Source organism: Bradyrhizobium sp. WSM1743 (assembly GCF_000473065.1).
Lineage (GTDB): Bacteria > Pseudomonadota > Alphaproteobacteria > Rhizobiales > Xanthobacteraceae > Bradyrhizobium.
In genome coordinates this window covers 1-21,382 of the sequence record NZ_AXAZ01000081.1, presented here as the reverse complement: position 1 = coordinate 21,382, position 21,382 = coordinate 1, and the positions used below count along the sequence as shown (strand labels likewise).

Here is a 21,382-nt window from a genome sequence, read left to right as displayed (position 1 = left end):
AGTCCAGGCCATAAATGGGGATCGTCGCGTTGCTGCTGCGCTTTTGGCGCTCAGTCGCCTGCTGCCCGGGCGACTGGCGAGTTCGTGTGCGGCGGCAAGGGCTGGGCTGGCGTGAGTATTGCGCGAAGTCGGAGCGGAGCGGACGAGTGTCCTATTGGGTTGCCGGTCTTGGCAATCGGCTTTCTGAAGCTGGAGTCGGTGTGGGTCGGTGCACCTGAGTTTAGCTCTGGGGCCGCTATGAAGAGTTATCTCATCTAGGGAGAGTGGCATGGAACCGGGCTATAACGATCCGAACTATTGGACGCGTTGGTACGCCGAGCTGCAGGAGCTGCAGCGTGCGCAACAAGAGTCAGAGAACGCGCCTGCGGATCAAGCTCGCTTTGAACAGCAGGTGAGCGAGTCAGAGCGTGATTCCTCTGAGGAGAGCTCTGCCGAGCTGAGTTCGCCCGACACTCGCGCCTCAGAGGCGCCTGAAAACATCCGGCGTACCGACGTTGGTGGTTCGATGGGGATGCCGCCTAGACCCAATCTGCGGGACAATTCGTTCAGCGGAACGCGGTACAGTGTCCATGTTCCGCGCGGTTATTTCGGCTCGGATGCAGACGATTTGCGGTCCGACTTGGGGGGTGAGCCAATCAGCAGCATGCGCTACACAGCAGAAGCGCAGCCTACGGCGCACACGAAGGATAGAAAAAGCGATGGACTGCTTTCTCGGGTTAAGTCGGGGCTTGGCAAAGTGTTTGGAGGAAGTCGCGGTGAAAGGTCGCTGAGCGGCTCAAGGCCCGATGCGGCCAAATCAGAGCTTCGTATCTACGCCTATAAGCGCAGCCGTGCGTCCGAAGAGGATAAGGTTCTTATTTCCGAGTTCGCGCGCGGGGCCACAGGAAGTTATGCGTCCTCCAGCCTTCAGAAGATGGGGGAGCATTTGAGCCGATTCAGCGAATTTCTCAACTCCCAAAATTTGACACTGGCTGGTCTGGTTGAAAGCCCTGAGCAGTTGAAAGCCCATGCGGATGAATTTGTGAACGCGGGCGGCATCAAGCGGGTGTATGCGGCATTGGAAGCGCTTCGCAAGTTCCGCGCCGGAGAGTTGGCTCCTCCGCTTCCTGCGCCACCTCCTCGTGCTCAGCCGCCGGCTCCTACCGGAGACGCGCTACTCATTCACCAGTTTGCGGCAGCAGCCCGGGCACATGAGGTGCCGAACGAAACTTTCAGGTCTCATACGGAGATTCTTAATAGCTTTTCCAAGTGGCTCACGGCCAACCAAAAGCCACCGCTGACGTCTCGGTTTCGAAGCGAAGAAATAGCCGAGGACATCATGGCATTCGGCGAGGAAAATGACCCCAAGGGCCGCCTCTTTACAGCCATCAATCATCTCCGAAGGCTCCAGCCCGACGGCGAGGGGTTCGAGGCGCTCGGACCCGGGCCTCGCGTCATGGGGCGTCGTACTTTGAGCGCCTATGAGAGCGACGCCGACATGATCGATGAAGCGACCAACGAAGCCTTGCGCAAGCTCGGACCGGCAGCGACTGCCAAAGAGAGGGCGCCCATCCTCAGGATCGCGAGCAATCAGCGCAAGCTTAGTGAGTGGCTGAAAAGTGAGGGCAAGGAGAGCATAGCCAGTCGAATCGACGGCAGTGAGCAGCAGAAGAAGGAGCTGCAGAAAGATATTTCGGAGTTCAAGCGAGCCATAGGTCAATCGTACATCGGGTTGGATATCAAAAAGCTTCGGCATCCAGCGAGTGACGAACTCCAGCACGGGCTGCAGCCTTATGACGACGACCGCAACATCATCGATGGCTTGTTCGAGGAAGAGTTGAGCAGGCTCGGATCCGGCCGCACTGCCAAGACCGTCCGCAATACTGCTTCGGGGCAACGAAAGTTCAGCGATTGGCTCCGAACAACGGGCAGGGAGAGCATCGCGAGCAGGATCAACGGCGATTGGCATCAGCGCAAGTCATTGGAAGAAGATTACCAGGAGTTCACGAGAGCCAAAGGCAATGTTGGCATTGGCTTTAAGAGGCTTGCGCAATATGTGCAGATGATCGAGGCAAACAGAGCGCTGGGTATAAACATTCCTGAGCAGGCGGCTGATGCGATCTCGATGCCTACCTGGATGCGGGAGTTGCCGGCGCCGCCGTCCGAAAGTCAGTGGCCGCCGCTGCTAGGCCCGCTTGGCGAGACTGGCTTGCAGTTACCGGCAGGGTCGAGCTCAACCTGGTCTCCACATCCGCCGTCCTATTTCGACTTTCGAATCCTGGAGGGCGAGCCAGCTCGGTCCTCTGACGTTTACCGCGGTCTCTCTTCTTTTACTGATCTGCCGTCCACGCCGGGGTCGATGCGTGACGATGCCCAGTCAAGGCCGGTGCTCAGCCCAGCGGGCAGGCCGCCGTTCTTCATCGGGCCGTCAGGCGCGCCGCAAGAGCTGGAGGATATCGGACATCTCGTCGGCGACGATTGGCAGCATGGCTCGCAGCCGGTGCCGGAATTCCTGCTCGATGTGCTGGACAACAAAATGTTGTTGCCGAACTCGCAATACGCCCCCCAGCCGGTCGCCGTCCATGGTGAGACCTATTCCATTACACTGGGGCCGCGTGGACGTCGTGACGCTCAGCTGATCCATCACCCTGGCCCATCCTCGGCTCCTGATACCCGGATCGTTGCTTCGACTGCGAGTGCCTCTGCCGGCGACCACGACCGCAGCGGACGAGTGCTCGGAGCCAGGCAATGGCTTGGCGACGAGCATATCCATCGAGACTACGAGCTCCTGTCGCAGGAGCTGCAGCGAACCAATCCAAATCTCGCCGCCCGAACCAGGTTCGTGGATCCTCTTATTGCCAGTATGATACGAGAAGGTACCGATGACCGGGCGCTCCGCGAATTCCAACGCATTGTCTATGATCGAAATGGTAATGATGCAGCCGACTTCCTCTTCTTGCCGATAAACGATAGCACCGCGCAGGACCAGGAGAGATACTTACAGTCCCTGCAGCGTAATGATGCCAGCGTCAGGGACCGCGCGGGCGTCGGCTCCCATTGGTCGTTTCTGCTGGTGGACCGCCGCGATCGCGACAGGCCGGTTGCCTATCACTACGACTCCGCCCAGGGGCACAATGCCAGACCTGCAGCAATGCTCGCAGCGCGGATAGGAGCCCATCTGCAAGATGCGCCGATAAGCCAGCAGAGGAACAGCTATGACTGCGGCGTCTTCGTCGTGGACGGTACGCGGGCGCTGGTCAAGCGGCTCGCGGGAAGGCGGCAAGCAGACCTGAGTCTCGACGACCTGGTCATTGATCGGCAGGCACTGCAGATCCGACTGAGAGGCTGATGTCGGCTTCGACTGAGCGCACGCAGCTGGTTGAAGCGGAACTTCTCGCCATTGAAGGTCCACAATCGGCGCGTTCGAAAAGCACATGGTGGCTCCCAGCGTGGAGCAAGCCAGCTAAGGCTGTTTTCGGAACCGGCGAAGGAGCCCGATGGGCGATTTCGGAGCTAAGGTCGTGACAATCCGCATCGGATTCTCATGAGCTGGCATCGCATGTCCCTGTGGCGAGGCAGCGGCGCCGGCGACGCGCGGCATTGCTGCACTCGGCGCGCGCGCACGGTGCGAGGCCGACAACACCGCGGCGGCTCGCCGCTGGCCCTGGCCGTCTCCTGGCAGGTACAAGGACATGAACAACATGCAGACCGGTTCCACGCCACACGACGACCGAGCTGGCGTTTCCGCGAACGGCGGATTGGGCGCGCAGGCGCGCGGCGCATCCGGGAGGCTGCTGCCGGAGATCTGGATGCAGGACGGCGCAAAACGGGTCGAACAGACGCTGGCGCGTCTTCTCTGCGCCGAAGACGACGGTGAGACCGAGCTTATGGCGGCGATGCGCTACGCCACCTTGCATGGCGGCAAGCGCACGCGCGCCTTGCTCTGTTTGGGTGCCGGCGCACTGGCCGACACGCCGGCGCACATGCTCGACGACGTCGGCGCCGCCATCGAGATGATGCACGCCTGTACCTTTGGTCCACGACGATCTGCCCGCGATGGACAACGACGTGCTTCGCCGCGGCTTTCCGACCGTGCACGTCAAGTTCGGCGAAGCCACCGCGATCCTGGTCGGCGATGCGCTGCAGGCGCACGCCTTCCTGACCCTGGCGAGCCTCGATGCGCCGGGCGACAACCGTATCGCGCTCGTGCGCGAACTGGCGCAGGCGGTGTCCGCCGAGGGTGCCGCGGGCGGGCAGGCCATGGATCTGTCGCTGGTCGGAAAGCACGTCGAGCTGGACAGGATTCTGGTGATGCACCGGATGAAGTGCGGAGCGCTAGTGCGCGCATCCGTTCGCATGGGCGCGCTATGCGGCATCGCGGAGGATGCCGCGCACGCTGCGCTGTACTGTGCGCTCGATCGCTACAGCGCCTGTTTCGGCCTGGCGTTGCAGGTGATCGACGACATTCTCGACGCGACAGCGGATACCGCGACGCTGGGCAAGACCCCCGGCAAGGACGCGGCGGCGCGGAAGCCGACCTGCGCGTCGATCATGGGACTGCAGGCAGCACGCCAGTTCGCGCTGGATCTGTTGCGCGATGCGGGGGAGGCCATCGCGCCGCTGGGGCCGCGTGCGGAACGGTTGTCGCAACTCCTACAGCGGGCCAACGCGTATCTGCTCAAGCACGCGCCATGCGCATGAGCGAGCCCATCCGCATGGCGTCGTCCCTGTGCCGCTGCGATCGGCCGGCGGCAGCGGTGCATGCTGCACTGTGTCCGAGTCCGCGATTGCAGCGGTTGCCCGCCGCGGCGCGCGGCGCGCTGCGCGCAAGCCTATGCGGCGGACCGGCGCCAGCATCAGGGCGCGTCGCCGCGCCGGAGCAGGGCGGCCGTCCGGCGCTGCCTATGCCGGGCCTGCGGCGACATGCGCGGCGTCTGCCCGATCCCGGTTCTCGTCAATCGTCTGCAAAAGGAACATCCCGCGTGAACGCGCTGTCCGAACAGATCCTTTCCGAATTGCGCCACCTGCTGAGCCAGATGAGCGATGGCGGCAGCGTCGGTCCATCCGTCTACGACACGGCGCGAGCTCTGCAGTTCCACGGCAACGTCACCGGTCGGCAGGACGCATACGCGTGGCTCATCGCGCAGCAACAGGCCGATGGCGGATGGGGAAGCGTCGACTTCCCGCTGTTCCGTCATGCGCCGATATGGGCGGCGTTGCTGGCATTGCAGCGTGTCGACTCTCTTCCCGGCGCCGCCGATGCTGTCCAGGCTGCAACGCGGTTCCTCCAGCGCCAGCCCGATCCCTATGCGCATGCGGTGCCGGACGACGCGCCGATCGGCGCGGAGCTGATCCTGCCGCGGCTTTGCTACGAGTCCGCATCCTTGCCGGGCGGCGTGGCGTTTCCGCGCCACCTGGCGCTATTGCCGTTGCGGCAAGCGTGCCTGGCCAAACTGGGAGCGATGGCGACGTTGCCGAGCGGCCATCCGTTGCTGCACTCCTGGGAAGCATGGGGGACGTCGCCGACCACCGTATGCCGGGATGACGACGGCAGCATCGGCATCAGTCCGGCGGCCACCGGCGCGTGGCGTGCGCACGCCGTGACGCAGGGCAGCACGCCGCAGGTCGGGCGTGCTGACGCGTATCTGCAGGCGGCATCGCGGGCGACGCGTAGCGGCATCGAAGGTGTCGTTCCCAACGTCTGGCCAATCAATGTATTCGAGCCATGCTGGTCGCTGTACACCCTGCATCTGGCCGGGCTGTTCGCGCATCCCGCGCTAGCAGAGGCGGTGCGCGTGATCGTCGCGCAGCTCGATGCCCGCCTGGGCGTGCGCGGTCTGGGTCCGGCCTTGCACTTCGCGGCCGATGCGGACGACACCGCCGTTGCGTTGTGCGTCCTTCGCTTCGCAGGCCGCGACCGGGCGGTCGACGCGTTGCGCCATTTCGGAATCGGCGAGCTGTTCGTCACCTTCCCCGGCGAGCGCAATGCCTCGGTGTCGACCAACATCCATGCCCTGCATGCGTTGCGCCTGTTGGGAAAGCCCGCCGCCGGCACCAGCGCCTACGTCGAGGCCAATCGCAACCCGCACGGTCTCTGGGACAACGAAAAATGGCACGTTTCGTGGCTGTATCCCACCGCGCATGCGTTCGCAGCATTGGCGCAAGGCAAGCCCCGGTGGCGCGACGAGCGCGCGCTGGCGGCGCTGCTGCAGGCGCAGCGCGACGACGGCGGCTGGGGCGCCGGTCGCGCGTCCACATTCGAGGAAACTGCCTATGCGCTGTTCGCGTTGCACGTGATGGATCGGAGCGAAGAGCCGACAGGGCGGCGGCGCTGTCTTTTTCTTTTTCGATTTCAGAACGTCGGCTTGGCTTTGGAAGGCGCGCGCTAGGGCCTGCAATTGTTCGGACACCTCGGCATCTGCGGCTGCCTTTGCGGCGCGCACGGCTTTTTCAGCTTGCTTGCGCAACTGTTTAATTTCCTTCGCCATGGATCAGTCCCGTGCGCCCGCGTCGCTTGGACGTCCGCGCATGTTACATTATCTCGCCGCCGTTGAGGAGCCGGACATAGGTCCCGCTCTCGTGCAGTTCGAGCCAGCCGCGCTTCTGCGCCAACGCGACTGCGGCGCTGAATTGCTCGCCCGTGCCGCCCTGTTTCAGGAAGGGCACATTGATCAGTTCGATGAAGACGCGTCCGTCCTGCACGGGTTGAATGCCGCTGGCGATCTCGACCAGCTTTCGGGCGGCGGTCTCAGGGTCGGCTAAGGGGCGCGCAGATGTGTATTTCATAGTGGCGAGGGATACATTGAATAGCCGTAGCTGACCAACCAAGTGGGCGCCTTGGCCTTCGCTATGAAGTTACTTCGGCTCTTGCCTGCCATCGAATTCGCGAGCGGCCAAGCTAAGCTCCAGCTCTCTGAGCTGTTCGAGCAAGTGTTCTACAATTTCTTCGTAGTCAGATGGCGTGAGGGAATGCACGCCGCGCAAAGCCAATTGGTTCTCAAGGATCGTCGCCATCATGGCTTTAACGCTCATGGGCCTACATCCGGAAATCAGTTCGTTATAAAATTCAATCAAGAGTAGACGCCAAATATTTCGCGCGCAATGCCCGTACAAGTACGGGAAATGCATTTTGCCGCTCGTCTGACTGATCCGGCGTGGCGGCCCAGCTCCGCGGCTATCTTTGAGGCGCCAAGTCCCTGCCGCGCCAGCCTTGTCAATCCTCGGACCTTCTGCTCGGTCAATGACGCTTTGCTAGGCCCCACAATAGTCGATATTGAGTTCCGCGCGCGACTCGGGTCCAAGCTCTTCTTTGTTTGCGCAGCCATATCCGTATTGGCAAGCGTGTTAGGAAGGACTGCCACTTGCAGGTTGTTTGGTCATGGTTGCGGCGTTCGATTATCGCTGCAGCTTAGGGCGCGGCTACAAAGCCATTCGCACAAGCATGGCGGTGAGACGTGGCGAACGAACCAGCACACAGGGGTCCGTCTTAAGATGATCTGCGGATGATGGTCTAATCGCGAAACCCGCCGAGGCAGCATGAGCGATGGCTTGGCGGTAATCGATTTTTACTTGTGAAGTACGTGAGGACTTATCATGGGCTTGCGATGGGGTACTCGCCTGGGAGGCGGCTTTTCTTATTCCACCCGCATCGGGTCACGCCGTCGTGGAGGCGGCGGTGGCGATGGTGCTATGGGCATTGTCATCATTGGCGGGGTGTTACTTTGGATCGGCGTGCCATTCTGGCTCACGCTCTTACTTTGTGTCGCCGTGATGTTGGTGCCTGTGATAATGGCCTTCTTCCCTCCTCCTCCGCCGCCTCGTCGCTGATTCTGACGGCACTAAGCGAGGGGGTGCTTGTACTGGCCCGACCATTCAGGTCGCTAAGTTCCGTACCTAATTGGGCGAAGATGGATGGCAGCCGCTCAAAATGATCTGCGCGGCTTGTCTTTGGAGCATCTAGAATAGTCGCTTTGCCTTCGAGCAATTTAGCTCTGAGTACATCTCGGCTTGTGCGGTATTGCCGGGCTTCTGCCCGATGACGGTCATCAGACCAGTCAAGCGGTCGAGCGTGCCAAAGATGGTTAGGCCGGAATAACTTGGACTTTCGCCACCAAAGGAGATCGTATCGTCTGCAATCTTATTGATGTCAAACCTGCCAACGGGAGTGCTAATAACCCGACGATCTAGATCAACAACTGCGGCTTGTGGCGCGACCGTGGCTTCAGTATGCCGTGGCTTGTATGTGTGGAGAACGCCGCTACAGGTGAGGTCAATTGCTGCTGCTGGTGCGGTCCCGATCACGATCGCCAGTAAGGCAACAACAGTCGGTCTCATTCGAACAGTTCCTTTCCAAAACGGGTTCTTGCGCTGATTGGCATTGAAGCACCAAGTGGACATGCGAGCATAAGTCAATGCGAACCCAGTCCGGGCAGGACCGATTTCATATGCCACTATTTCGCTGATTGCCACGCGATCAAAGTATTTCTGCCATCTCACTTGGCGGCAGCCGTTTTCCGATAAGCCTCGACCATGGCAGAAGTGATATCGCTCGGATACCTTGCGTGGCAGGACCACGATAGCTTCGATCAAAGACCGGAAAATAGCCTCGCACCTGCGAGTAGTCCTTGCAACGCATGTAGCGTTCAAGCTCATGCACAGGCGTGGTCTTGGCACGCCGAATGATATCGAGCGCTACGGTTTGGTTTGTATCACACCCAAGGCATCGAGCTTCCAAGTACAGGTAACCGGCATTGATTGCGTCGCCGATCGTCGGCGATGGCTGGGCGGGTCCTTTGTAGCCAAGCATCCTTGCGTTCCATGCTTCGCAGGCCAGTTTGTCGGCTTGCTTGCGCGCTTCCTTGGCGCATTCAGCCGACATGCGTATCTTTGTGCCGAACAGATATTCGCGGCACTTGGTGGTCATGCGCGCATAGATAAAGGGTACTGCGAAACGCGGCGCAAATAATCAAGCTGTAGGGTGCGGGCGTTGTACGTGATGTCTTAGTCGATAGGCTAGGTAGGATATCGCTTCGGACTGAACTGTCACCGAACTCTTGTTGAGAAAATGTGCGACATAGTCGGCGCCTAACTCAGGCTCTGCGAGAGTCATGTATTTCGGGCGGCGATTGATCGCGCACCGAAGTTAGTCTGCCGACGCGTTCTTGTGGTTGGAGTTTCCGCTGTAAGCCATTGATCGCTAATGATCGGATTTTGGCTCAGTTGGAAAAAATCGCTCGAGAAATCAACGCTTGCGGCGTGTCTCTTAATCAGCGGGTCCCAGGTTCGAGCCCTGGTGCGCCCACCAAATCTTCCGATAATTCAGTAGCTTGCAACGTCCCTCTGGCGATCTGCGGTTCGTCGGCCACTTTGGGTCACGCATGGGTCACGCAAGCTCCGCTGAACCGGCCAATCTGGGAACGGCTCAAGGATTAGATTTCGCGCGCTATCGGTACTCTCGCGCCGCCGAGGTGCCGGCTCGCCGCAATCGAATCCTTGCGTGCCACCGCAAGGAAGCGGGCGATATGATTCTTGAAACCTCTCGTCACGAACGCCCCTGTGGGTTGCACTAAGGAGGGGGCGATTCGTGTCTATCGAGAGGGTTATCGTTCGCAACTACCGAGCTTTGAGGAACGTAGATGTCACATTTGGGCCCGCCACCAACATCATCGTCGGCAGCAACGAGACTGGTAAGTCCACGTTGTTGGAGGCGATCAATTTGGCCCTCAAGTGCCAGTTAGGCCGGCGACCAGCCGCCTATGAAATGCACCCGTTTCTTTTCAATGCCGAGGTTGTGGCCGAATTCGTTGCAAGCCACCGGGCCAAGAAGCCCCAACCCCCACCGGAAATCTTTATCGAGCTCTATCTGAAAGAGGACGATGGGCTTGCCGATCTCCAAGGCTCCATCAATAGCATGATGGTGGACCAGCCAGGCATCAGCCTCTCCATTCGGCTCGACGAAAATTTTAAGGAGGAGTATCGCGAATACATCGCCGATCCTGACGCCCTCAACGGCGTTCCGATCGAGTACTACGAAATCGTCTGGCAGAGCTTTTCCGGTCATCCGCTCCAGGCTCGTGCGATCCCGCTCAAATCGGTTCTGATTGATCCAAGCTCCATTTCAAACACGAACGCTGCCAATCGCTACATCCTCGAGATCGTGAGAGACTATCTCGACAAGGCACAAGCTGTTGACCTTGCGTTGTCTTATCGCAAGATGCGTGACGACTTTGTCAGCGACGAGCGAATTGCTGCCATCAACAAGGATTTGGCGTCCAAGACCGGGGTCGTCTCCGACAAGACGCTGTCTGTTGCCATGGACATGACATCCAAGGCGGGTTGGGAATCCGGCGTCCTTCCTCACCTCGACAACATCCCGCTGACTTTGGTGGGGAAGGGCGAGCAGAACGCCGTCAAGGTGAAGCTGGCGATGGAAGCGTCCGAAAAGTGCGACATCATCCTTATGGAGGAGCCGGAGAACCACCTATCCCACACCAATCTCAACCGGCTCATCAACAAGATCATCGAGAAGTCAAACGGGCGGCGGGACCTGCCTGGCGCAGCTCTATCTCGGCGAGCTTGACGCGCTCCTCGTCCATGACGATCACGGCCGGCGTGCCATTGGTCCTCGCTGGTCGCGACTGGGCGGCCCCCGGCGAGGTGAGGCCCGCGAGGGCGAGCAAGACCGAAAGGATCGCGGCGGCCGGACGGTTGGCCGAAAACATCGAGAAACTCCGCGCTAGGGATATCGCGAGATCGCCTTGAACTCGGCGAGCACGCTTTTCGTCGATTTTCCGGAACCGCCGTTCGCGGTCAAGTCCAGGCAGTGGTCGACGTGATCGTGGATGAGGGCCTTCTTGGCCTCGGAGATCGCCTTCTTGACGGCGTGGAGCTGCTGGGCGAGATCCAGGCAGGAGCGGCCGTCGTCGAACATTGCGATGACCCTGCGCAGATGGCCTTCGGCGCGCTTCAGCCGCTTGACGATCTCTGGATGACTTTTGTGGACGTGCTGCGTCATGAATATGTCCTATCCCCTGGGAGGGGATAACCCCTAAGAGCGCGGAGCCAAGCCTTACTTGCCATCCAGATCCGCAGGGTGAGTTGCACGCTGGCTCGAACGGCGGCGCCCGCGCTGGCAGCTTTTATGTGGTCTTTTCGGCGAGCATTCGATCGAGGCGTAATCGATGCCGATGGTCGGTGAGCAGGCGAGCGCCTCCGATCACAGCAGCTAAAGTTCCCAAACCTGTCCCACCGGCGATCAAGAACATGATCAGAAGTTGATATTTAACCGCGTCTATCGGTTCGACGCCGGCGAGGATTTGACCCGTCATCATTCCTGGCAAAGAGACAAGACCAATCGCTGCCATCGCATTGATGGTTGGCATCAGTCCGCTCCGCATTGCATCCCTCAGGACCGGCAACAGCGCCTGATAGCGGGTACCGCCAAGCGCAAGACAAGCTTCTACGGCGGCCCTTTCACGTACCAAGCCATTTGTCAGCACATCCAAGCCCAGGCTTATCCCCGTCATGGTGTTGCCGAGGATCATGCCCAGCAAAGGCAGCGCATAGCGCGGGTGATACCATGGATCGGGACCTAGCTCCGTCAGGAGCGCAAACATCGTAACGGTACCGGCGGCGAGCAGCGTGCATGTGGCGCCCAAGCCGTAGCTCCAAATGCCGGGCAGGCGCCGCTTCTGTCGCGAGACGATTTCCCGTGAGGCGAAGAGAACCATGATGAAGGCAGCGAGGGTGGTCCAGAGCAACGAGACCGCCGAAAACAGGAACGTCAATACGTATCCAACAAGGACGAGCTGAAGCACCATCCGCACGGTCGCGATGGCCAGCTGTTTTTCAAGCTTAAGGCGGAGAACAAGCGAGAGAGCGCCATCCATGACGACCAGGAGCGCGGGGAGGATCAAATCGCCGTACGCCAATTGGATGTAGGTCACGGCCGTTTTTCCTCGATGCGACCATCGGCACTCATCACAAAAACCCGCGACCCGACGCGGCGCGCCTGGGCATCATCGTGGGTGCTCCAAACGACGCCCGTTCCATCCGAGACCCGTTCGGCGATCAAGGATTCCACGGCAGCAGCGGATGCCGAGTCGAGCGCCGAGGTTGGCTCGTCCAGCAGAAGCACCCGCGATCGCAGCATGAGCGCACGCACAAGCCCCAAGCGTTGTCTCTCGCCGGACGAAAGTCTCTGAATCGGCCAAGATCCGCAGTGGGACGGTAGTCCCAACCGTGTGGCCAGCGGTAATGCATCCTCCCAGCCCTCGAAGTGCTCTTGCACGTTGTCGGACCACCAGCCCGGCTCGGCAGCGAGGTAAGTCACCCGCTTTCGCCAGGCGGGGGCAGGCATCGCCTCCCTAAGCGTTCCGTCCAGCTTGACCGTTCCTTCGTTGGGATCAAGATCTGCGATGGCGCGAAGCAGCAAGGTCTTCCCGACGCCGGAGGGGCCCTGCAGGGCGACGCATTCGCCGTCCTGCAAGTCGAATGAAGCGGAGATGTGCAAGCGCTTGAGCGCGTGGACCGTCAGCATGTTTCAAAGCTTACGTTGCAGCCGATCGACAATCCGCTTGGCAATTTCTGCCGGTGCCTCGTCTGGGTAAGGATGCACCGAGCTGACATTGATCTCGCCGAGCACGTAGCTGTCGCTGCCGTCCGTTTGCACTGGGCCGAGCATGAAGTCGGCGTCCCAAATCATAGGCAGGTCGCCTCGCGCGATATTCAACAACGAGGTTAACTGCGGCGTCCACTCGTCTTCCATCAACCGACGCAGCCGCTGGAAGCGCGGGTCTGCGTTGGATGAGTACCGCCGTGGCCCGGCCTCGGAACGTGCAGCCGGCGAGTCGACCAGGGCCTTGACTTTGTGGTGGCCGAAGCCGGCGCAGCGATCGCCTGCCATGTAGCAGCGCACGACCCCTTCGCCCAGGCGAGCCTGGTATGGTTGATCGATCACGCTGCCGTCTTCGAAATAATCCGCGCAGCGACGGAGAAAATCATCCAGCGTCAATTCCTCTGACGCGTCCTTGGTCGCGTCCAGCACCCTTATCATGGGGGAAGTCGGCAATTTCTCGACCTTCCAGACGCCTTGGCCACCGTTACCCCGGCTGCGCTTGATCACGCGCGGACCAGTGGCGAGCCGTGCCGGCAACTCGGCGCGCATCGCTTCTGCAGTTTGATAGAGTGCTGTGTCGCTTCCCCACCCCATCGAACGGGTACGATAGAGTACCTCCTTGGTGCCCATCTTGAGGATGATGTCCGGATGCGCACTGACCCACACACCTCGTCCGGCAACTTCGCGCAGCAGGGCGTCGAGACTGCTGCGATTTCGACCGTCTTGGATCGGGTTGACCCAAACGAGCACGCCGTCGACCGCGAGCAACTGTTCGCGAACCTCGTCGGCGAAGCTTTCATCGTAGATCGCTGGGTGGGCTTCGACGCCGACGGCGGCGAGTTCTTCGAAGACTTGGACGAAGCGGCTGTTCTGCGGGGTCGCATTGCGGCGGGTGGCAGCGTCGCCGCGCGAGAGAATGGCCACGGAACGTAGGGAAGAAGATCGACGTTCGGTCATGCGCGAACTCCACGTTTTGGGTGCTGCGCAGAGCTTGGACCGAAGTCTCACGGGGAGCCTGCTCGTCCCCTTGGAAGCACTCTATGTGAGATTATGGGGAGCTTTCAAGACGTTGGCACCGAGGTGCGCCACCAGCTGGCCGCGCGTATTCGCCAAGGTCCGCTAGAGAGGTCCTGATTCTGGACAGGTCGACAAAGATGCGTGTACGACGTGGGAACCGTGCGGCCGGTCAGCCGCAAAGGCGGTCACGTCCTCAACGTATGATGCTCTAATGCAGCCGAAGCGAAGGAGGAACTTCGAAGACCAGTATGGCGGTCCGGAGATGGTTGTGACGGAGTATAGGATCCCCAGCGTGACCTTTCGTGATTGGCTGCTGGCGGAGGCGTCAAACGACCTGCGTCAGCTCAAATCGCTCGTCGGGACCTCGAAGACGAAGCCGCGGTAATGACGAAACTGTCGTACCCGCTCCTGTGAGTTGACGCTCTGCGATCTTAGAGCCGGAGAGCTCGCGCCCCTCGTCAATATTGGGGTGCTCTCACACGACCGGAACAGAAGGCCCCATACTTTTGTTCAATCGTCGAGGTCCAACAAAGGAGAAGGGCCATGATTACTAACAGACTTATGATCGTGGGCGCGGTGCTCGCCTTCAGCACCAGTTCCATTTATGCCGGTCCCTGCGATACGGCCAGCCGCGATGCAGGATCAGGGAATGTGCCGGGCTATACCGGACAAACAACTGGCTCCGCCGCAACCGATTCCACGCAGCATCCGCCGACATCTTCGATGAGCAAAGCCTCAGAGCACATCGCAACGTCATCTGAAGACGCGCAGCGCCAGATGCAGAGCCAGCCGACCGCGGCCGAGCAATCAGGAGCGACCAAGCCTGCACCCTCCGCACAGCAGCCTGATAAGACGGCTGGCACGGTCGAGCAGACGCGTCCCGCGCCTACCGAGCAATCAAAGAAGGCGACGGCCGGTGCGGCCGAGCCCGCACCGTCGCAGAAAAAGGCGACTGACTGCTAAGCGCGGGGAATAACGTTCAAGGGCGAAAGTATCGAGGGCTGGCCGAGCGCTTTGGCCCTCAATTAGCCCTTGCCGCAAATCACCGAACTTGCTGGCTTGCCCAGAAAATCATTTCCAAGCGGTGCCAGCGCGTTACCAGTGGGCACCGGGCAGCGCGCTTCCATCACGGATTGTCTTGCTTGCGGGTCTGTGTCCTGGCGCTGGGAACCGGCCGAGCACGCCCTTGTTTTAATAACGAGCTCAACAAACGCGGTGAGCAGGCATGCTGGCCACGCAGGTTCGTGACCGCCCTACAAGCCAGCGGCCTCTGGGAGTCATTTACCTCCCATCTTCGAGCCGAACCGTTGGCACGGGGCACAGGGATTTGACGGGATTCGAACTCGCCCGCCGGATTGCTGCACTCAGGGAAGTCGAGTTCGCCGGATGCTACGACAGCTCGCGCGTGCCGCCGGGCAAGCTCTATTTTGTGCCAGCCTACGCTCTGGTTGGAGACCAAGCGCGAAAACTCGGGATTGAAACCGAGCATGATCTCTTCGGTGGCGTTGTACCGCACGACTTCGTCGCGACCAAGGCGATTACCCATCCGCTGATCGCGAGGGACCGGGAGGCGCCGCAAGGCTGGTCACATGACTTCCCCCATGAGGTCAGGGAGATCGTGCTGTTCGGCTTTACCGCGTTCTGCCGAACTGATGCGCGGCAGGCCGGCTTTCTGGCGCTGGAGCGCGGCCCGATCCGGCTCAAACCCGGCGCGGGAGATGGTGGGCGAGGGCAGGTCGTCGTAGCGCGGAGTTCAGAGCTCGATGCAGCCATCGAAACCGTGGATCCGGCTGATCTCGGACGCTGCGGCGTTGTCATTGAGGAAGATCTGCTGGACGTCAGCACGCGGAGCATCGGGCAGGTCATCATCGGCGACCTTTCCGCGGCCTATTGCGGTACGCAACACCTCACGCAAGACAACGAAGGCAGGCCGGCTTATGGCGGTTCCACACTCTTCGTGGTCCGCGGCGGATTTGACGAGTTGCTTCGTGTCGAGCTGCCATGTCCGGCGCAGGAAGCGGTAAAATACGCGCATCGCTATGATCTCGCCGCCTATCGTTGCTTTCCCGAGCTGATCGGGTCGCGCCGCAATTACGACGTCCTACAGGGGCGCAACGACGCCGGGCAATGGCGAACTGGCGTGCTTGAACAATCGTGGCGGCTCGGCGGCGCGAGCGGCGCAGAAATCCTCGCTCTCGAAGCGTTGAAGGCCAATCCCGCCCTGAATGGAGTCTGCGCCGCCTGCGTCGAAGTCTATGGCAGCACCGCCAAGATCCCTGACGACGCTGTGGTCTATTTCCAGGGCGACGACCCATGCGTCGGCCCCCTCACTAAATATGCCCGGATCGAGAGGCAATGCGATGCGTTCTGATTCAATCACGATTGCGGTGGAGCAGCAGCACATACACGGCACTTTTTCCGTCCCGGAAACCGGCATACCGGGAATTTTGTTCGTGCACGGCTGGTCGGGAAGCCAGGAAAACGATTTGGTGCGGGCTCGGGAAATCGCGGCGCTCGGCTGCGCCTGCCTGACATTCGATCTCCGTGGCCATGCTGGGACAGAGCATTTGCGGCCTTCGATTACGCCCGGACACAATTTGCAGGATGTGCTGGCCGCCTACGACACCCTGATCTCCAAGCCCATGGTGGACAAGTCTGCCATCGCCGTGATCGGCAGTAGCTATGGCGCTTATCTGGCCGCAATCCTCACTTCGATCAGGCCGGTCAAGTGGCTCTCGCTCCGTGCGCCAGCGATTTATCGCGACGCGCACTGGACGTCCCCAAAAGGGAAACTCGACCGGCTCGACCTCACGCTCTATCGGCAGCAGAGAATCGACAGCAGCGACAACAATGCGCTGGATGCTTGTGCCAAATTTGCCGGCGACGTCTTGCTGGTCGAATCCGAACGCGACGACTACATCCCACATCCGACCGTCGTTAACTACATAGCGGCCTTCAGGAAGGCCCATTCTCTGACATACAGGGTCATCGACGCCGCCGATCACGCTTTGTCCGATGAACGCAGCCGGCAAGCCTACACGTCACTCCTCGTCCGATGGATCAGGGAGATGGTGCTCGGTGCACGGTAGCCCAGGCTGAATCTCGACGCGGCGCATTAGAGCGGACGTGTATTGGCGCGATGTCCTCTCCGAACAAAAATTGGTCCGAGCCGTTAGCCTCATCGAACGAAGGAGGAGAGATCATGCGTATTCTCGCAGCAGCAACGGCACTATCGTTGTCCTTTGTGTTGGTTCCCGCATCCGCTGACGACTCTGAGTTATCCAAGTCCTATAAGCAGGGGCAATCGGCTCCGGTGCAGCCAGACCGCACACCGCAGCAATCGGACCAATCTCGCGACCAAGAGCGGGCGCGCGGTGAGAGCGTTCAGATCGAACGCGATTGGAAGGCTCAAGAAAATACCAACGGAAGTGCCACCTATCGCGAGAAATCTGCAGGCAAAACCGACGAGGACCATCAAACTGTGGGTAGAGACTGGCGCGCGCATCCTGAACGTGACGAGAGCCGCTGAAATTGGCGGAAGGGTGGCTTTAGGAGAGCAGCCCGCGAGCCCGCAAATTGCGCCACAGCAGCTATCAGCAGGGGGACTTAATCAAGCTGAAGTGAATAAGCCGCCAAGTTTGCTGGTCTCGCTTCTGCTGGTTTCTGATTGACAAGAGATTTCGCTTTGACAAAGTCGCGGGCCTGGGGATGGCGATCTCCCCATGAGGCGACATGCCCAAGCATCGCGTCCGGATTTCTGAGAAGGACGCAGCATGTCAACCGTCAACAACAGGTCTTCGCCAGATCGTTCGGCGCCTTTGCTGGGCGTGAGGAACTTGACCAAGCGCTATGGAAGCGACGGCACCGCCATCGACTCGGTGACCTTCTCTGCTGTCGCAGGCGAAATCCTCGGCATTATTGGTCCAAATGGCGCCGGCAAGACGACGCTGCTGGAAGCCGTTGCCGGACTTCTACCGGTAAACTCAGGCGACGTCTTTTGGCGCGGAGAGCCGTTGCACGCAGATCGTCGACGCGACGTCCTTTTCTACCTGCCTGATGGCGTCCGTCCATATCAGGACCAATCGGCGCAGCAGGTCGTGGCGTTTGTCGGTAGCGTCTTTCGACGATCAAAAGAAGACATCACGTCGACGATCGAAGCGCTCGGGCTACAGCCGGTGCTTCGAAAACGCGTGCACGCTCTTTCAAAAGGCTATGCCCGCCGCCTGATGCTCACCATTGGGCTGCTTGCACCGCATGACCTGTTGCTGATGGACGAGCCATTTGATGGATTTGATTTGCGGCAGACGCGCGACGTCATGGACCTATTGCGTCACCAGACAGCAGGAGGACGTACACTGATTCTCTCCATTCATCAGTTGCCGGACGCCGAACGGGTCTGCGACCGCTTCATCCTGCTCTCGGCAGGGCAGGTGCGCGGGTCCGGAGGACTCGCGGAGTTGCGTGCACAGGCGGGACTGCGGAACGGCTGCCTGGAGGATATCTTCCTTGCCCTCACGTGAGGCATACGTGCGGCCGACCGCCCCGATCATTCCGCTGCTCGCAAAGGAGCTTCGCGAGATCACGGCCGGGCGAGCGCTTTGGACCATGTTGCTGCTGGTCTGTCCGCTCGTCGGATACAGCTTCGTCCAGGCGGTCTCGCTGTACAGCGCATCTAGTGCCGCGGCCCTGCAGTCGCCAGTTCTCGCGAGGAGCCTTTCGCCGCTCGATGGAATCCTCGTTCCGACATTCGGATCATTCTACGTGGCGGTGACGTTGTTGTTTCCCTTCGTGGCGATCCGTGTGCTGGGCCAGGAGAAGGAAAGTGGCGCGCTACGCCTGCTGGTTCAATTGCCGTACCGGACTTCGACGCTGATCGCCGCAAAATTGTGTGCCGTGCTGGCAGCGTGGGTCATGGTGAGCATTCCTGCGCTTTCCGCGCTTTTCGTGTGGGCCATACTGGGCGGCCATCTGGCTGCACCGGAAACGCTGAACCTTCTGTTTGGTCACTTGCTCTACGGCCTGCTGGCCGGCGCCATTGGCTTGTTTGCCGCTGTGATCTCCGACAATTCGGCCACTGCCGCCATCATCGCGCTTGCAGTCACGATCGGATCGTGGGTGCTGGACTTCGCGTTCGCGGGCCGCTCGGGCCTGTCGGCCTGGCTTGCGGAGTTGTCGCTAACCCAGACGCTTCGTCCCTTTGAGCAGGGGCTTCTCTCGGCCGGCCTGGTGCTCGGCATAGCTGCCGTCATTGGCGGGCTCATTGCGATGACAATCGTCTGGCTCCCGCCTGGTACTCCCGTGAGAGCGAAAATCATCCGTTCTGTCTCCAGCGTGCTGGTGATCGCGGCGGGACTCGGTGTCGCGACACAGATCAGGGCATCCGTGGATCTCAGCGAGGATCGTCGCAACTCCTTTTCGCGCGCCGATGAACGTTTGCTCGCGACGCTTCGGCGTCCCTTGGTCATCAGGGTCAATCTCGCTGCCGAGGATCCCCGCTATATCGATCTTCGACGCAATGTGCTCGCGAAGCTTGAGCGCGTCATGCCTGATGTTACCATCGTTCTCGCGAGCGAGCGGCCGAATGTTGCCGATCCCTCAGACGACTATGGCCAGATCGAATATGTCTACGATGATCGAACCGACGTAAGCCGCTCCACCAGCCCGCGGGAGATACTGCCGCTGCTGTATGCGCTCGCAGGCGTGCAGCCGCCGACATCAAGCGTAGGCGAGGATTACCCCGGCTATCCCTTGGTCATTAGCGCGGACGCGGCGCTGCTGTGGTTCTTCGGCGGATTGCCGGTCCTGATCGCGCTCGCGTGGCGACGGATTCGCGGCGCCCCCCCAGACAAGGGCTCTCTCGTTCATCAAGGAGATAAGCCATGAGTGCCGGCAAGACAATCGGAGTGGTCATCCTCGCGGCTATTGGTGTTGTGGCACTGGCCTTGCCAGGCTTGACCGCAGACCCAATCAAAATTGACCTGTCGAATGAAACGGTCGGCGCGGAGCCAAAATCACTGGTGCCAGTGGTTGGGTTCTGGAGGATCGCGGAGGAGGGGGGCAAGAAGGTGATCACGGTCGATGGTCGCCAGTGGAAGGAAGGGCAGTCGTCGGCAGGGATTGCCGACAAGGCACGGGCTCTCTACGGGGAACGCTACGCTGAGTTTCTCGATCGTGTACAGGCGTACGCCTACTATCCCTACGCGGTCGCGCCCAAGATCGACAATTTCAGCGATGGCGAGATCTCGGTGCGCTTTGAAGGCTTGTCCGGCCGCATCGACCAGGGCGCCGGCATCCTGTTCAACCTCAAGTCCAACGGGGATTACCTGACAGTCCGCGCGAACTGTCTGGAGAACAACATCGTGCTGTGGAAGTTTGAGAACGGCAAGCGCTCTTCGGTCAAATGGGTCCGCAATACACCGACTGCGACTCGGCAGTGGCATGACCTCAAGGTCCGCATCAGCGGCACCAAGGTGGAAGGCTATCTCGACGGAAAGCTGTATCTGGAGCACACGCTGGCACAACCGGTGTCCGGTCGGATTGGGCTCTGGTCGAAGGCCGATAGCCATATGTACTTCGCGGATTACACAGTAGCTGTCGGCAATTGAATTCGAGGCGATTCAGGACGCGAAGGTCATGCTGGATCTCGCCAAGCACATCGTCAATCAGAAGGCGGGCCGCTTCGAGCCGGAGAAGTTCGAGACGACTACGAAGCCGCTCTGATCGACCTCATTCAGAAGCGTTGCCGGCAAGCCAATCACGCCGAAGGTGCGGCCGCGGGCAGGCAACGTCGACCTGATGAAGGCACTACGGCGGAACGTCGGTCAGGAGGCCGCGCCGGCGAGGACGGCCAATCCGAAGACGCCGCGCAAAACGGCGGCTGGACACAAGGAGATGCTGATGCCGATCGCCGGCAACGCACCGGAAGGCTGCCTGATCTCGAGGCGACCGCAATGGAACGAACGGCTTCATCGGGCGTCGAATCCCTGTCCCCGGCACCGCCCCCTTAAAGCCCCGCCGGGGGAAAACCTACCCACTAGTTGGCGGCCTAATGCGACTAAGCGCAAGGACCGTTTACGCCCGGAGGAGCGAGCAATGAGCAATCGCAGATCGGAGGACCGAAGGGTACTGACCGCGGCCGAACGGGAAGCGCGAAAGGTCTTTAGAGACGCAGATGCCAAGGTGCCGGTGTCGGAGTATGAACGTGCCCAGCAGGCATTCCACGCAAACCGGGAGCGCCTGAAGGCGGAACGCTTGGCTCGCGAGGCGGCGTCCACCAAACGCGGTGCCGCCGTCAGACGCTCCAAGCCAGGAAACGCGCCGAAAGCACAGCGTCGGAGGCGGTCAGGGTACCAGGAAAATCGAGAGGTGCCGGCGGCAAGATTAGGCGAGGCTGAAATCGGCAGCGGCGGGGCTGGTCAAGTCACCTTGCGTCTCTCTTCTGCTCGCGCCGGCACCACCGACGGGCTGCTTGCTTCCGGGACGCGGGCAGCGTTCGGCCGATTGCCGGCTCTTCGTAGTCGTCCGTGAAGAGCGGCTAAGCGATTGAGCTGGGATCGCATTGTTCGTTGTGGCCTGTTTTGGGATTGCAGGGTTTTGATGCTTCGGGCATCGGAACCCTGCAATTTCGTTTTGAGGATTCCATCGAATCGCCAGTCATGATTCCGTCCTCGCATCGGAGGTGGCGATGCGACCGAAGAAGCCCAAAGCGACGGGATCGGGCGATCTGTTCCGGGCCAGGCTGGACCAGATCATCAACATGAAGCACGAGCT

At 60.5% G+C, this 21,382-nt stretch carries 17 protein-coding genes and 3 pseudogenes; 12 read left to right on the top strand and 8 right to left on the bottom strand.

Annotated elements, in window-relative coordinates; genetic code table 11:
- Nucleotides 1-268 precede the first annotated feature (268 nt).
- From YU9_RS44810 to YU9_RS43170, 3 genes and pseudogenes are all read left to right on the top strand, one after another.
- Nucleotides 269-3,328: a Ulp1 family isopeptidase gene (locus YU9_RS44810; RefSeq protein ID WP_051380599.1), complete on the top strand. Its 3,060-nt coding sequence runs from the start codon at nt 269-271 to the stop codon at nt 3,326-3,328.
- Between the two features lie 352 nt (nt 3,329-3,680).
- Nucleotides 3,681-4,680 (top strand): annotated as a pseudogene (locus YU9_RS43175) (polyprenyl synthetase family protein).
- A 281-nt stretch (nt 4,681-4,961) separates the two neighbouring features.
- Nucleotides 4,962-6,311, top strand: a pseudogene (locus YU9_RS43170) (hypothetical protein); the annotation flags it as partial.
- A gap of 199 nt (nt 6,312-6,510) precedes the next feature.
- On the opposite strand, the gene YU9_RS0132905 reads toward YU9_RS43170, so the two are convergent.
- The 4 genes from YU9_RS0132905 to YU9_RS46485 form a co-directional block, all read right to left on the bottom strand.
- The gene (locus YU9_RS0132905) at nt 6,511-6,765 is read right to left on the bottom strand and encodes a hypothetical protein (RefSeq protein WP_027576594.1); all 255 of its coding nucleotides are present in this window, start codon (nt 6,763-6,765) and stop codon (nt 6,511-6,513) included.
- Nucleotides 6,766-6,834: 69 nt separating this feature from the next.
- Complete coding sequence (locus YU9_RS49340; protein WP_198028341.1) at nt 6,835-7,011, bottom strand: hypothetical protein; 177 nt, start codon at nt 7,009-7,011, stop codon at nt 6,835-6,837.
- Nucleotides 7,012-7,935: 924 nt separating this feature from the next.
- Entirely contained in the window at nt 7,936-8,313 is a 378-nt protein-coding gene (locus YU9_RS0132895) for a hypothetical protein (protein ID WP_027576593.1), read from the bottom strand.
- 139 nt (nt 8,314-8,452) lie between these two features.
- Nucleotides 8,453-8,902 carry a hypothetical protein gene (locus YU9_RS46485; RefSeq protein ID WP_245266616.1) on the bottom strand — a complete coding sequence of 150 codons (450 nt, stop codon included), beginning with the start codon at nt 8,900-8,902 and terminating at the stop codon, nt 8,453-8,455.
- 660 nt (nt 8,903-9,562) lie between these two features.
- Between YU9_RS46485 and YU9_RS43165 the strand changes: the two genes are divergently transcribed.
- Nucleotides 9,563-10,558, top strand: coding sequence for an ATP-dependent endonuclease (locus YU9_RS43165; RefSeq protein ID WP_051380598.1), 996 nt, complete (start codon nt 9,563-9,565; stop codon nt 10,556-10,558).
- A gap of 156 nt (nt 10,559-10,714) precedes the next feature.
- On the opposite strand, the gene YU9_RS0132885 is transcribed toward YU9_RS43165, so the two are convergent.
- The 4 genes from YU9_RS0132885 to YU9_RS0132870 form a co-directional block, all read right to left on the bottom strand.
- Nucleotides 10,715-10,993, bottom strand: a complete 279-nt coding sequence (locus tag YU9_RS0132885) for a metal-sensing transcriptional repressor (RefSeq protein WP_027576592.1) — start codon at nt 10,991-10,993, stop codon at nt 10,715-10,717.
- A 124-nt stretch (nt 10,994-11,117) separates the two neighbouring features.
- Nucleotides 11,118-11,924 carry an iron export ABC transporter permease subunit FetB gene (gene fetB, locus YU9_RS0132880; RefSeq protein WP_027576591.1) on the bottom strand — a complete coding sequence of 269 codons (807 nt, stop codon included), beginning with the start codon at nt 11,922-11,924 and terminating at the stop codon, nt 11,118-11,120.
- The gene (locus YU9_RS0132875; RefSeq protein ID WP_027576590.1) at nt 11,921-12,517 is read right to left on the bottom strand and encodes an ATP-binding cassette domain-containing protein; all 597 of its coding nucleotides are present in this window, start codon (nt 12,515-12,517) and stop codon (nt 11,921-11,923) included. Before YU9_RS0132875 ends, fetB begins: the two co-directional genes overlap by 4 nt.
- Before the next feature lie 3 nt (nt 12,518-12,520).
- On the bottom strand, nt 12,521-13,552 hold the full coding sequence (locus tag YU9_RS0132870; protein WP_027576589.1) for a Cj0069 family protein: 1,032 nt from the start codon (nt 13,550-13,552) through the stop codon (nt 12,521-12,523).
- A gap of 603 nt (nt 13,553-14,155) precedes the next feature.
- Between YU9_RS0132870 and YU9_RS46480 the strand changes: the two genes are divergently transcribed.
- The 8 genes and pseudogenes from YU9_RS46480 to YU9_RS50360 all read left to right on the top strand — a co-directional run.
- Entirely contained in the window at nt 14,156-14,575 is a 420-nt protein-coding gene (locus YU9_RS46480; protein WP_198028340.1) for a hypothetical protein, read from the top strand.
- Between the two features lie 262 nt (nt 14,576-14,837).
- Nucleotides 14,838-15,983: a DUF3182 family protein gene (locus YU9_RS0132855; protein WP_027576588.1), complete on the top strand. Its 1,146-nt coding sequence runs from the start codon at nt 14,838-14,840 to the stop codon at nt 15,981-15,983.
- On the top strand, nt 15,973-16,701 hold the full coding sequence (locus tag YU9_RS0132850; RefSeq protein WP_027576587.1) for a S9 family peptidase: 729 nt from the start codon (nt 15,973-15,975) through the stop codon (nt 16,699-16,701). Before YU9_RS0132855 ends, YU9_RS0132850 begins: the two co-directional genes overlap by 11 nt.
- A 113-nt stretch (nt 16,702-16,814) precedes the next feature.
- A complete protein-coding gene (locus YU9_RS46475; protein WP_084299152.1) occupies nt 16,815-17,141 on the top strand; it encodes a hypothetical protein in 327 nt (108 codons plus the stop codon).
- A 244-nt stretch (nt 17,142-17,385) separates the two neighbouring features.
- On the top strand, nt 17,386-18,132 hold the full coding sequence (locus tag YU9_RS0132845) for an ABC transporter ATP-binding protein (RefSeq protein WP_051380597.1): 747 nt from the start codon (nt 17,386-17,388) through the stop codon (nt 18,130-18,132).
- A gap of 7 nt (nt 18,133-18,139) precedes the next feature.
- Nucleotides 18,140-19,495 carry an ABC transporter permease gene (locus tag YU9_RS0132840; protein WP_245266615.1) on the top strand — a complete coding sequence of 452 codons (1,356 nt, stop codon included), beginning with the start codon at nt 18,140-18,142 and terminating at the stop codon, nt 19,493-19,495.
- Nucleotides 19,492-20,217, top strand: coding sequence for a hypothetical protein (locus YU9_RS0132835; RefSeq protein ID WP_027576584.1), 726 nt, complete (start codon nt 19,492-19,494; stop codon nt 20,215-20,217). The genes YU9_RS0132840 and YU9_RS0132835 overlap by 4 nt, the downstream gene beginning before the upstream one ends.
- A 1-nt stretch (nt 20,218) precedes the next feature.
- A pseudogene (locus YU9_RS50360) lies at nt 20,219-20,560 on the top strand (Ku protein); the annotation flags it as partial.
- Between the last annotated feature and the right edge of the window lie 822 nt (nt 20,561-21,382).